The organism is Azotobacter armeniacus (assembly GCF_054779355.1).
Genome location: NZ_BAAGYK010000038.1, coordinates 15,203 through 27,838, shown reverse-complemented (window position 1 = coordinate 27,838; position 12,636 = coordinate 15,203). Strand labels below are relative to the sequence as shown.

Genomic DNA, 12,636 nt, shown 5'->3' with positions numbered 1-12,636 from the left:
CTGGTTCGACCCCGAGGGACGCCTGTGGATCCAGACCGACATGAGCGGTAGCCAACTGAGCGACGGGCCGTTCGGCAACAACCAGATGCTGGTGGCCGATCCCGGGAGCGGCGAACTGAAGCGCTTCCTGGTCGGCCCCGTGGGCTGCGAGGTCACCGGCATCACCGCCACCCCGGACTTCCGCACACTGTTCCTCAACATCCAACACCCCACCGAGACCTGGCCGGACGGCCCGGACAAGCGACCGCGCTCCGCGACTGTGGTCATTACCCGAGACGGCTGGCGCAAGGTGCTGTAACCCTTTCGAGTCAACAGCGGCATGACCGGCTCCACCCGGTCATGCCCTATTTTCGCGACTTATATCGCCAATGGAAGAAATCGCCTTCCGAGACCATGGCAAGCACGAATCTCGCGCCCCCCATTCGGACTCCTGGCAGCCTGAATTTGCATTTCCGATAAATGAGCTATCGTGAAATGAATGGCACCAGCTCTTTTGAAAAACATTGATAACAAACCAATAACACAGGCCTCAAAGCCTTCCTCGCGCTGTGACTGGCGTCACGCCAAGAAAGTGCATAGCGTGTCTTTTTGTAACGAAAAATTGATCTGGAACAATATTTCCGAGGCTGCCCGAGCATAGAGTGGCCGCCCACAGCAGCTGCTACATTTTGACGCAGCCATCCATCCTTTAAGCCGTTCCTTGATCAAGGAGTCCCGGCATGCCTGAAGCCGTTGCCACGCTGTCTCACAACTGGGGATTTGCAGTTTTCCTGTTAGGCGTCGCAGGCCTGTGTGCCTTCATGCTCGGCGTTTCCCGCCTGCTCGGCAGCAGGGCGGTCGGACGCAGCAAGAACGAGCCCTTCGAATCCGGCATCGTGCCCACCGGCGGCGCACGCCTGCGCCTGTCGGCAAAATTCTATCTGGTCGCGATGCTCTTCGTGATCTTCGACGTCGAAGCCCTATTTCTCTTCGCATGGGCGGTATCGGTTCGCGAAAGCGGCTGGGCCGGTCTCATCGAAGCAACGATTTTCATAGCAATTCTGTTGGCGGGTCTTGTCTATCTCTGGCGGGTCGGTGCCCTCGACTGGGCTCCGGAAGGCCGCCGCAATCGGCAGGCGAAGCTGAAACAATGAGGCTTTGGCAATGCAATACAAACTCACCAGGATCGATCCGGATGCTACCTACGAGCAATATCCGATCGGCGAGCGGGAGACCGTAACCGATCCCACCGAGGGTCAGGTCCACCGCAACATTTTCATGGGCAAGCTGGAAGACGTGCTGAGCGGTGCGGTCAACTGGGGACGCAAGAACTCCCTGTGGCCCTACAACTTCGGTCTCTCCTGCTGTTATGTGGAGATGACTACCGCCTTCACCGCTCCCCACGATATCGCCCGCTTCGGTGCTGAAGTAATTCGCGCCTCACCGCGACAGGCCGACTTCATGGTCATTGCCGGAACCTGTTTCATCAAGATGGCGCCGATCATCCAGCGTCTCTATGAACAGATGCTTGAGCCCAAATGGGTGATCTCCATGGGCTCCTGCGCCAACTCTGGCGGCATGTACGACATCTACTCGGTGGTCCAGGGCGTCGACAAGTTCCTCCCCGTGGACGTCTACATACCCGGCTGCCCCCCGCGTCCCGAAGCCTTCCTGCAGGGACTCATGCTGCTGCAGGAATCCATCGGCCAGGAGCGCCGGCCGCTTTCCTGGGTCGTCGGCGACCAGGGCATCTACCGTGCCGAGATGCCCTCGCAACGGGAACTGCGCCGCGAACAGCGTATCCAGGTCACCAACCTGCGCAGCCCCGACGAAGTCTGAGCCGGCCTTCCCGCGCCGATCCGCGCGGGAAGCCCAGGCTCATTCTGTCCGTTGACCGAAAGCGACCGAGACCATGACTGCAGACAGCATTCTGTCCATTCCGCCGTACAAGGCCGACGACCAAGATGTGGTCGTCGAACTGAACTCCCGTTTTGGCGCCGAGGCCTTCACGGTGCAAAGTACCCGCACGGGCATGCCCGTGCTCTGGGTAGCACGGGGAAAACTCATCGAAGTCCTGCGCTTCCTGCGCAACCTGCCGCGCCCCTACGTCATGCTCTATGACCTGCACGGCGTCGACGAGCGCCTGCGCACCCAGCGCCGCGGCCTGCCGGAAGCCGACTTCAGCGTCTTCTATCACCTGCTGTCGATCGAACGGAACAGCGACGTGATGATCAAGGTCGCCCTGAAGGAGGGCGATCTCAGACTGCCCAGCGCCACCGGCATCTGGCCGAACGCCAACTGGCACGAGCGCGAGGTCTGGGACATGTACGGCATCGACTTCGCCGGCCACCCGCACCTCTGCCGCATCCTGATGCCGCCGACCTGGGAAGGTCATCCGCTGCGCAAGGATTACCCGGCCCGCGCCACCGAGTTCGACCCCTACAGCCTGTCGGCGGCCAAACAGGATCTGGAGCAGGAAGCCCTGCGCTTCAAGCCCGAGGAGTGGGGCATGAAGCGCGGCGGTGAGCACGAGGACTTCATGTTCCTCAACCTCGGTCCCAACCACCCCTCCGCCCACGGTGCCTTCCGCATCGTCCTGCAGCTGGACGGCGAGGAGATCGTCGACTGCGTGCCGGAGATCGGCTACCACCACCGCGGCGCCGAGAAGATGGCCGAGCGGCAGAGCTGGCACAGCTTCATTCCCTACACCGACCGCATCGACTACCTCGGCGGGGTGATGAACAACCTGCCCTACGTGCTGGCAGTCGAGAAGCTGGCCGGCATCAAGGTGCCGCAGCGGGTCGACGTGATCCGCATCATGATGGCGGAGTTCTTCCGCATCCTGAACCACCTGCTGTACTTGGGTACCTATATCCAGGACGTCGGCGCCATGACCCCGGTGTTCTTCACCTTCACCGACCGCCAGCGCGCCTACAAGGTGGTCGAGGCCATCACTGGTTTCCGCATGCACCCAGCCTGGTACCGCATCGGCGGTGTGGCCCACGACCTGCCGCGCGGTTGGGACGGTCTGGTCAGGGAGTTCATTGAATGGATGCCCAAGCGCCTCGATGAATACGAAAAGGCGGCGCTGAAGAACAGCATTCTGCGCGGCCGCACCATCGGCGTCGCCCAGTACGACACCCAGCAGGCGCTGGAGTGGGGGGTCAGCGGCGCCGGCCTGCGCGCCACCGGGCTGGACTTCGACCTGCGCAAGGTGCGCCCCTATTCCGGCTATGAGAATTTCGAGTTCGAAGTGCCGCTGGCACACAACGGTGATGCCTACGACCGCTGCATGGTCAAGATGGGCGAGATGCGCCAGAGCCTGCGGATCATCGAGCAATGCCTGAAGAACATGCCGGAAGGTCCCTACAAGGCCGACCATCCGCTGACCACGCCGCCGCCCAAGGAGCGCACGCTGCAGCACATCGAGACCCTGATCACCCACTTCCTGCAGGTGTCTTGGGGTCCGGTGATGCCGGCCAACGAATCCTTCCAGATGATCGAGGCGACCAAGGGCATCAACAGCTACTACCTGACCAGCGACGGCAGCACCATGAGCTACCGCACACGGATCCGTACACCGAGCTATGCCCACCTGCAGCAGATTCCCTCGGTGATCCGCGGCAGCATGGTGGCCGACCTGATCGCCTATCTGGGCAGCATTGACTTCGTTATGGCCGACGTGGACCGCTGACATGAACTCCCTTATCCAGACCGACCGTTTCGTCCTCAGCGAAACCGAACGCTCGGCTATCGAGCATGAGATGCACCACTACGAGGACCCGCGTGCCGCCTCCATCGAGGCACTGAAGATCGTCCAGAAGGAGCGCGGCTGGGTGCCGGACGGCGCCATCCCGGCGATCGGCGAGATCCTCGGCATTCCGGCCAGCGACGTCGAAGGCGTGGCCACTTTCTACAGCCTGATCTTCCGTGTGCCGGTGGGACGCCACGTGATCCTCGTGTGCGACAGCATGACCTGCTTCATTGGTGGCCATGAGAACGTGCTGGCCGCTATCCGGCAGAAGCTCGGAATTGTCCCCGGCCAGACGACCGGCGACGGCCGTTTCACCCTGCTCCCGGTGTGCTGCCTGGGCAACTGCGACAAGGCCCCGGCGCTAATGATCGACGAAGACACCTTCGGCAACCTGACCCCCGAGGGCATCGAACAACTGCTGGAGGCCTATTCATGACGAGGCGCGTCGCTATGACCCTCACCTCCATCGGTCCCGCCAACCGTACTCCCCGTACGGCGGAAACCCACCCCCTGACCTGGCGCCTGCGCGACGACGCCGAGCCGGTCTGGCTCGACGAGTACCGCCAGAAGAACGGCTATGCCACGGCACAGAAGGCGCTCACCGAGATGTCCCCTGCCGACATCGTCGCCACCGTGAAGGACTCCGGTCTCAAGGGCCGCGGCGGCGCGGGCTTCTCCACCGGCATCAAGTGGGGCCTGATGCCCGCCGACGAATCCATCGATATCCGCTACCTGCTGTGCAACGCGGACGAGATGGAGCCCAACACCTGGAAGGATCGCCTGCTGATGGAGCAGCTGCCGCACCAACTGATCGAAGGCATGCTGATCAGCGCCAGGGCACTGAAGGCCTATCGCGGCTACATCTTCCTGCGCGGCGAATACGTCGATGCGGCCCGCAACCTCAATCGTGCCATCGAGGAAGCCAAGGCTGCCGGCCTGCTCGGCAAGAACATCTTCGGCAGCGGCTTCGACTTCGAGCTGCTCGTGCACACTGGCGCCGGCCGCTACATCTGCGGCGAGGAAACCGCGCTGATCAACTCCCTCGAAGGTCGCCGCGCCAACCCGCGCTCCAAGCCGCCCTTCCCCGCCGCCGTCGGCGTCTGGGGCAAGCCAACCTGCGTGAACAACGTCGAAACCCTGTGTAACGTGCCGGCGATCGTCGGCAACGGCGTCGACTGGTACAAGTCCCTGGCCCGCCCCGGCAGCGAGGACATGGGTACCAAGCTGATGGGCTTCTCCGGCAAGGTGAAGAACCCCGGCCTCTGGGAGCTGCCCTTCGGCATCACTGCCCGCGAACTGTTCGAGGACTACGCCGGCGGCATGCGCGATGGCTACCGGCTCAAGTGCTGGCAACCCGGCGGGGCCGGTACCGGCTTTCTCCTCCCCGAACACCTGGACGCACAGATGTACGCCGGTGGCATCGGCAAGGTCGGCACCCGCATGGGGACCGGTCTGGCCCTGGCGGTGGATGACAGCATCAACATGGTCTCGTTGCTGCGCAACTTGGAGGAGTTCTTCGCCCGCGAATCCTGCGGCTGGTGCACCCCATGCCGCGACGGCCTGCCGTGGAGCGTGAAGCTGCTGCGCGCCCTGGAACGTGGCGAAAGCCAGCCCGGCGACCTGGAAACACTGGAGCAACTGGTCAATTTCCTCGGCCCGGGAAAGACCTTCTGCGCCCACGCACCGGGTGCCGTCGAGCCGCTGGGCAGTGCCCTCAAGTATTTCCGCCAGGAGTTCGAGGCTGGCGTGCGGGGAAGCCCCAGCGAGACACGCCAGAGCGTCGCCGCTTCACAGGTTTGAGTTTGAATCGAAACGCAGGTCGAAGGAGCCGGGGCCCGATCCATGGCCCGCCGGGCTCCAATGCTCGCCTCGACCTGCGCCGGCCGCTGCCCCCATGCAGCGCCACTGACCGGATTCCATTAGCCACACCTGCCACGGCGGGTACTGAAGAAAACTGAACCATGGCCACTATCCACGTAGACGGCAAGACGTTCGAAGTCGATGGCGCGGACAACCTCCTCCAGGCCTGTCTGTCCCTCGGACTCGACATTCCCTATTTCTGCTGGCATCCGGCGCTAGGCAGCGTCGGTGCCTGCCGCCAGTGCGCGGTCAAGCAGTACAACGACGAGAACGACAAACGCGGCCGCCTCGTCATGTCCTGCATGACCCCCGCCACCGACAACAGCTGGATCTCCATCGAGGACGAGGAAGCGAAGCAGTTTCGCGAGAGCGTCGTCGAGTGGCTGATGATCAACCACCCGCACGACTGTCCGGTGTGCGAGGAAGGCGGTCATTGCCACCTCCAGGACATGACGGTGATGACCGGCCACACCACGCGCCGCTATCGCTTCACCAAGCGTACCCACCAGAACCAGGAGCTCGGCCCCTTCATCGCCCACGAGATGAACCGCTGCATCGCCTGCTACCGCTGCGTGCGTTACTACAAGGACTATGCCGGGGGCACCGACCTGGGCGTCTACGGCGCCAACGACAACGTCTACTTTGGGCGCGTCGAGGACGGCGTGCTGGAAAGCGAGTTCTCCGGCAACCTCACGGAGGTCTGCCCGACTGGGGTATTCACCGACAAGACCCACTCCGAGCGTTACAACCGCAAGTGGGACATGCAGTTCGCCCCGAGCATCTGCCATGGCTGTTCGGTCGGCTGCAATACCAGTCCCGGCGAGCGCTATGGCGAGATTCGCCGCATCGAGAATCGCTTCAACGGTGCGGTCAACCATTACTTCCTCTGTGACCGCGGCCGCTTCGGCTATGGCTACGTCAATCGCAAGGATCGTCCGCGCCAGCCGCTGATGGTTCCGAGCCAGAAGAAGATGGGACTGAACTCTGCCCTCGACCAGGCTGCCGCACTGCTGAAGGACCGCAAGGTGATCGGCATTGGCTCGCCACGCGCCAGCCTGGAAAGCAACTTCGCTTTGAGCGAACTGGTCGGTGCGGGCAATTTCTACTCGGGTATCGAAGCCGGTGAACTGGAGCGCCTGCAGCTGATCCTGAAGATCATGCAGGAAGGCCCGCTGCCGGTGCCTGCGCTGCGCGAGATCGAAGAGCACGACGCAGTATTCGTGCTTGGCGAAGACCTGACCCAGACCGCCGCTCGCATCGCCTTGGCCCTGCGCCAGTCGGTCAAGGGCAAGGGCGTGGAGATGGCTGCCAAGCTCAAGGTCCAGCCCTGGCTGGATGCAGCGGTGAAGAATATCGCCCAGCATGAGCTGAACCCGCTGTTCATCGCCAGCCTGGCACCGACCAGACTGGACGACGTGGCCACCGAATGCGTGCATGCCGCCCCCGACGATCTGGCTCGCCTCGGTTTCGCCGTGGCCCACGCCATCGACCCCAGTGCCCCGGCTGTCCCTGGCCTCGAACCTGAAGCGACCGAACTGGCCCAGCGCATCGCCGCCGCCCTGCTGGCGGCCAAGCGCCCGCTGATCGTTTCCGGCGATTCGCTCGGCTCCCGGGCCGTACTCGAAGCCGCGGCGAACATCGGCAAGGCCCTGCATAACCGCGAAAAAAACGCCTCTATCAGCTTCGTGGCGCCGGAAGCCAACAGCCTGGGGCTGGCCCTGTTCGGCGGCCGCTCGCTGGACGCTGCTCTGGAGCGGCTCGCCAGCGGCGAGGCCGATGCCGTGGTGATCCTGGAGAACGATCTGAATCGCCGTGCCGATGCGGCCCGTGTAGATGCCGCCCTGGCGGCCGCGAAGGCGGTGATCGTCGCCGATCATCAGCAGACCGCCACCTCCGCCCGGGCCCACCTGCTACTGCCGGTGGCAAGCTTCGCCGAGGCCGACGGCACCCTGGTCAACCAGGAAGGGCGCGCCCAGCGCTTCTTCCAGGTCTTCGATCCGAGCTACTATGACGCCGACAATCTGGTGCGCGAAGGCTGGCGCTGGCTGCATGCCCTGCACAGCACGCGGGAAGGCAAGCCTGTCGACTGGACCCAACTCGACCATGTCACCGATGCCTGTGCCAGTGCCCATCCGCAGCTCGCCGCTATCCGCAACGCGGCGCCAACCGCCGCGTTCCGCATCAAGGGCCTGAAGCTGGCCCGCGAGCCGCACCGTTACAGCGGCCGTACCGCCATGCTCGCCAACATCAGCGTGCATGAGCCGCGAACCCCGCAGGACCAGGACAGTGCCTTCGCCTTTTCCATGGAGGGCTATTCCGGCAGCAACGAGGATCGCCAGCAGATCCCCTTCGCCTGGTCGCCGGGCTGGAACTCGCCGCAGGCCTGGAACAAGTTCCAGGACGAGGTGGGCGGTCACCTGCGCGCCGGCGATCCGGGCATCCGCCTGATCGAAGCGCAGGGCGATCGACTGGCCTGGTTCGCCGAACCGCCGGCGGCATTCAACCCGCCGCGGGGCAACTGGCAGGTGGTGCCTTTCCACCACCTGTTCGGCAGCGAGGAAACCAGCGCGCTCGCCACCCCCGTGCAGGAGCGCATCCCGCAACCGTACGTTGCTCTGGCCAGGGCCGAGGCCGAACGCCTCGGGATCAACGAAGGCACCCTGCTCGGCCTGCGCATCGACGGCGTGGAGCTGCGTCTGCCGCTGCGTGTGGACGCCAACCTGGGCATCGGCCTGCTGGCCCTGCCAGCCGGCCTGCCAGGCATCCCCGCCACGCTTTTCGGCCGTCTGGCCAGCGATCTGCAGGAGGCTGCGCAATGAGCTGGATCACTCCCGAACTCATCGAGATCGTCGTCGCCGTCTTCAAGGCCATCGTCATCCTGCTGGTCGTGGTGGTCTGCGGCGCCCTGCTCAGCTTCGTCGAGCGCCGCCTGCTCGGCCTCTGGCAGGACCGCTACGGCCCCAACCGGGTCGGCCCGTTCGGCATGTTCCAGCTCGGCGCGGACATGCTGAAAATGTTCTTCAAGGAGGACTGGACGCCGCCGTTCACTGACAAGCTGATCTTCACCCTGGCGCCGATCGTCGCCATGAGTGCACTGCTGATCGGCTTCGCCGTAGTGCCGGTCACTCCGACCTGGGGGGTGGCAGACCTCAATATCGGTCTGCTGTTCTTCTTCGGCATGGCCGGTCTTGCAGTGTATGCGGTGCTCTTCGCCGGCTGGTCGAGCAACAACAAGTTCGCCCTGCTCGGTAGCCTGCGAGCCTCGGCCCAGACCCTCTCCTACGAGGTGTTCATGGGCTTGGCGCTGATGGGCGTGGTGGCCCAGGCGGGCTCCTTCAACATGCGTGACATCGTTGAGTACCAGGCCGAGAATCTGTGGTTCATCATTCCGCAGTTCCTCGGCTTCTGTACCTTCTTCATTGCCGGCGTCGCCGTGACCCACCGTCACCCTTTCGACCAGCCGGAAGCGGAGCAGGAACTGGCCGACGGCTATCACATCGAATACGCCGGGATGAAATGGGGCATGTTCTTCGTCGGCGAATACATCGGCATCGTACTGATCTCGGCGCTGCTGGTGACCCTGTTCTTCGGCGGCTGGCATGGCCCTTTCGGCCTGCTACCGCAGATTCCGTTCATCTGGTTCGCCCTGAAGACTGCCTTCTTCATCATGCTGTTCGTCCTGCTGCGCGCCTCCCTCCCACGTCCGCGCTATGACCAGGTGATGGCGTTCAGCTGGAAGTTCTGCCTGCCGCTGACCCTGCTCAACCTTCTGGTGACCGGCACCCTAGTGCTGGCTGCCCAGTAAGGAGAAACACGTCATGTTCAAATATATTGGTGATGTGCTGCACGGCACCTATACCCAGCTGCGCAGCCTGGCGATGGTGTTCTCGCATGCCTTCCGCAAGCGCGACACCCTGCAATATCCGGAAGAGCCGGTGTACCTGCCGCCCCGCTATCGCGGGCGTATCGTCCTGACCCGCGACCCCGACGGCGAAGAGCGTTGCGTGGCCTGCAATCTCTGCGCCGTGGCCTGCCCGGTCGGCTGTATCTCCCTGCAGAAGGCCGAAACCGAAGATGGCCGCTGGTATCCGGAGTTCTTCCGCATCAACTTCTCGCGCTGCATCTTCTGCGGTTTGTGCGAGGAAGCCTGCCCGACCACCGCGATCCAGCTCACCCCGGATTTCGAGATGGCTGAATTCAAGCGCCAGGAGCTGGTGTACGAGAAGGAAGACCTGCTGATCTCCGGCCCCGGCAAATACCCCGACTACAACTTCTACCGCGTCGCCGGCCTGGCCATTGCCGGCAAGCCGAAAGGTGCTGCGCAGAACGAAGCCGAGCCGATCAACGTGAAAGGCCTGCTGCCTTAAGGACCCAGGAAAAATGGAATTCGCGTTCTACTTCGCTGCCGGGGTCGCCGTGGTGTCCACCCTGCGGGTGATCACTCATACCAACCCGGTGCACGCACTGCTCTATCTGATCGTTTCCCTGCTGGCGGTATCGATGTGCTTCTTCAGCCTCGGCGCACCCTTCGCCGGTGTGCTGGAGATCATCGTCTACGCCGGCGCCATCATGGTGCTGTTCGTTTTCGTGGTGATGATGCTCAACCTCGGCCCGGCTATCGCCGAGCAGGAACGGCAATGGCTGAAACCGGGCATCTGGGCCGGTCCGACGGTGCTGTCCGCCCTGCTCCTGCTGCAGCTGCTGTATGCCCTGTTCGGCACCTCGAGCGGAGCCGTCGCCGGCCAGCAGACGGTGGATGCCAAGGCCGTCGGCATCGCGCTGTTCGGACCCTACCTGCTGGCGGTGGAACTGGCATCCATGCTGCTGCTCGCCGCACTGGTTGCCGCCTACCACCTCGGCCGCCACGAAGCCAAGGAGTGACCTGATGAATGCAATCCCCATGGAGCACGGTCTGGCGCTGTCCGGCGTGCTGTTCAGCCTCGGCCTGGTCGGCCTGATGGTGCGGCGCAACATCCTGTTCGTGTTGATGAGCCTGGAAATCATGATGAACGCTTGCGCGCTGGCCTTCATCGTTGCCGGCAGCCGCTGGGCACAGGCCGACGGCCAGATCATGTTCATTCTGGTGATCACCCTGGCAGCCGCCGAGGCCAGCATCGGCCTGGCAATCCTGCTGCAGCTGTATCGCCGTTTCCATACCCTCGATATCGACGCTGCCAGCGAGATGCGCGGATGAACCTACTATTCCTCACCTGTCTTTTTCCGCTGCTCGGCTGGCTGCTGCTGGCCTTCTCCCGCGGACGTTTCTCCGAGAACCTGTCGGCGCTGATCGGCGTCGGTTCCGTGGGTCTCTCGGCCCTGACCGCTGCCTGGGTCATCTGGCAGTTCAACAGCGCCCCGCCGGAAGGCGGCGTCTTCACCCAGACGCTGTGGCAGTGGATGAGTGTGGTCGACTTCGCGCCGAGCTTCACCCTCTACCTGGACGGCCTGTCGGTCACCATGCTCGGCGTGGTCACCGGCGTGGGCTTCCTGATCCACCTGTTCGCCAGCTGGTACATGCGCGGTGAAGAGGGCTACTCGCGCTTCTTCGCCTATACCAACCTGTTCATCGCCAGCATGCTGTTCCTGGTGCTGGGCGACAACCTGCTGTTCCTCTACTTCGGCTGGGAAGGCGTGGGGCTGTGCTCCTACCTGCTGATCGGCTTCTACTACCACGAACGCAAGAACGGCAACGCGGCGCTCAAGGCCTTCATCGTTACCCGCGTCGGCGACGTGTTCATGGCTATCGGCCTATTCATCCTGTTCGTCAATCTCGGCACCCTGAACATCCAGGAGCTGGTCAGCCTGGCCCCGCAGAAATATGCCGAAGGCGACCACTGGCTGTGGATCGCCACCCTGATGCTGCTCGGCGGCGCGGTCGGCAAGTCCGCCCAACTGCCGCTGCAAACCTGGCTGGCCGACGCCATGGCCGGCCCGACCCCGGTCTCGGCGCTGATCCACGCGGCGACCATGGTGACCGCCGGCGTCTACCTGATCGCCCGCACCCACGGCCTGTTCCTGCTGACCCCGGAGATCCTCGACCTGGTCGGCATCGTCGGCGGCGTGACCCTGCTGCTGGCCGGCTGCGCCGCCCTGGTGCAGACCGACATCAAGCGCATCCTCGCCTACTCAACCATGAGTCAGATCGGCTACATGTTCCTCGCCCTGGGCGTTGGCGCCTGGGACGCGGCGATCTTCCACCTGATGACCCACGCCTTCTTCAAGGCCCTGCTGTTCCTCGCCTCCGGTTCGGTGATCCTCGCCTGCCACCACGAACAGGACATCTTCAAGATGGGCGGCCTGTGGAAGAAGCTGCCGCTGGCCTACGCCAGCTTCATCGTCGGCGGTGCCGCGCTGGCCGCTCTGCCGCTGCTGACCGCGGGCTTCTACTCCAAGGACGAGATCCTCTGGGAAGCCTACGCCAGCGGTCGCGTCCTGCTGCTCTTCGCCGGCCTGGCCGGTGCCTTCCTGACTTCCTTGTACACCTTCCGGCTGATCTTCATCGCCTTCCATGGCGAGGCGAAGGGCGAGGTGCATGCAGGGCACAGCCTTGCCCACCACCTGCCGCTCGCGGTACTGATCGTCCTGTCCACCTTCGTCGGCGCCTGGATAGTGCCGCCGCTGCACGGCGTGCTGCCGGAAAGCGTCGGCCACGCCGGTGGCGGGGCCAAGCATGTGCTGGAAGTCGTTTCCGCCATCATCGCCCTGGCGGGCATCGCCTTCGCCGCGCGGCTGTTCCTCGGCGACCGGAAGCTGCTCGACGGCATCGCGCAGAGCGAGCCGGCACGCAAGTTGACCCCTCTGTGGTATGCCGCCTGGGGCTTCGACTGGCTCTACGACCAGCTGTTCGTCAAACCCTATCTGCAGCTCTGCCGTCTACTCGGCCGCGACCCCATCGACCGCGGTATCGGCGTGATCCCGCGCCTGGCACGCGGCGGTCACGGAGTCCTGAGCCGCAGCGAGACCGGCCAGTTGCGCTGGTATGCCGGCTCCATCGTCGGCGGTGCCGTGCTGCTGCTCGGCATCGTGCTGTTGGCCTGACATTT

The 12,636-nt window shown here is 63.9% G+C and carries 12 protein-coding genes; all 12 read left to right on the top strand.

Annotated features, from left to right (window positions below; translation table 11 throughout):
- On the top strand, positions 1–298 hold a 298-nt coding region (locus tag ACYVD0_RS09180; RefSeq protein ID WP_460426539.1), incomplete at its 5' end, for an alkaline phosphatase PhoX.
- A 421-nt stretch (positions 299–719) separates the two neighbouring features.
- On the top strand, positions 720–1,133 hold the full coding sequence (locus ACYVD0_RS09175; protein ID WP_460426538.1) for an NADH-quinone oxidoreductase subunit A: 414 nt from the start codon (positions 720–722) through the stop codon (positions 1,131–1,133).
- A gap of 10 nt (positions 1,134–1,143) precedes the next feature.
- On the top strand, positions 1,144–1,818 hold the full coding sequence (locus ACYVD0_RS09170) for a NuoB/complex I 20 kDa subunit family protein (protein WP_460426537.1): 675 nt from the start codon (positions 1,144–1,146) through the stop codon (positions 1,816–1,818).
- Between the two features lie 73 nt (positions 1,819–1,891).
- Positions 1,892–3,673, top strand: a complete 1,782-nt coding sequence (gene nuoC / locus ACYVD0_RS09165) for an NADH-quinone oxidoreductase subunit C/D (protein WP_460426536.1) — start codon at positions 1,892–1,894, stop codon at positions 3,671–3,673.
- A gap of 1 nt (position 3,674) precedes the next feature.
- Positions 3,675–4,169: an NADH-quinone oxidoreductase subunit NuoE gene (gene nuoE / locus ACYVD0_RS09160; RefSeq protein ID WP_460426535.1), complete on the top strand. Its 495-nt coding sequence runs from the start codon at positions 3,675–3,677 to the stop codon at positions 4,167–4,169.
- 14 nt (positions 4,170–4,183) lie between these two features.
- A complete protein-coding gene (gene nuoF, locus ACYVD0_RS09155; RefSeq protein ID WP_460426540.1) occupies positions 4,184–5,533 on the top strand; it encodes an NADH-quinone oxidoreductase subunit NuoF in 1,350 nt (449 codons plus the stop codon).
- 161 nt (positions 5,534–5,694) lie between these two features.
- A complete protein-coding gene (gene nuoG, locus ACYVD0_RS09150) occupies positions 5,695–8,412 on the top strand; it encodes an NADH-quinone oxidoreductase subunit NuoG (protein ID WP_460426534.1) in 2,718 nt (905 codons plus the stop codon).
- Positions 8,409–9,398, top strand: coding sequence for an NADH-quinone oxidoreductase subunit H (gene nuoH / locus ACYVD0_RS09145; RefSeq protein WP_460426533.1), 990 nt, complete (start codon positions 8,409–8,411; stop codon positions 9,396–9,398). Before nuoG ends, nuoH begins: the two co-directional genes overlap by 4 nt.
- 13 nt (positions 9,399–9,411) lie before the next feature.
- A complete protein-coding gene (nuoI, locus tag ACYVD0_RS09140; RefSeq protein ID WP_460426532.1) occupies positions 9,412–9,960 on the top strand; it encodes a NuoI/complex I 23 kDa subunit family protein in 549 nt (182 codons plus the stop codon).
- 13 nt (positions 9,961–9,973) lie between these two features.
- The gene (gene nuoJ, locus ACYVD0_RS09135; RefSeq protein ID WP_460426531.1) at positions 9,974–10,474 is read left to right on the top strand and encodes an NADH-quinone oxidoreductase subunit J; all 501 of its coding nucleotides are present in this window, start codon (positions 9,974–9,976) and stop codon (positions 10,472–10,474) included.
- 4 nt (positions 10,475–10,478) lie between these two features.
- Entirely contained in the window at positions 10,479–10,787 is a 309-nt protein-coding gene (nuoK, locus tag ACYVD0_RS09130) for an NADH-quinone/ubiquinone oxidoreductase subunit 4L family protein (protein WP_460426530.1), read from the top strand.
- Positions 10,784–12,631, top strand: a complete 1,848-nt coding sequence (gene nuoL, locus ACYVD0_RS09125) for an NADH-quinone oxidoreductase subunit L (RefSeq protein ID WP_460426529.1) — start codon at positions 10,784–10,786, stop codon at positions 12,629–12,631. Before nuoK ends, nuoL begins: the two co-directional genes overlap by 4 nt.
- Positions 12,632–12,636 lie beyond the last annotated feature (5 nt).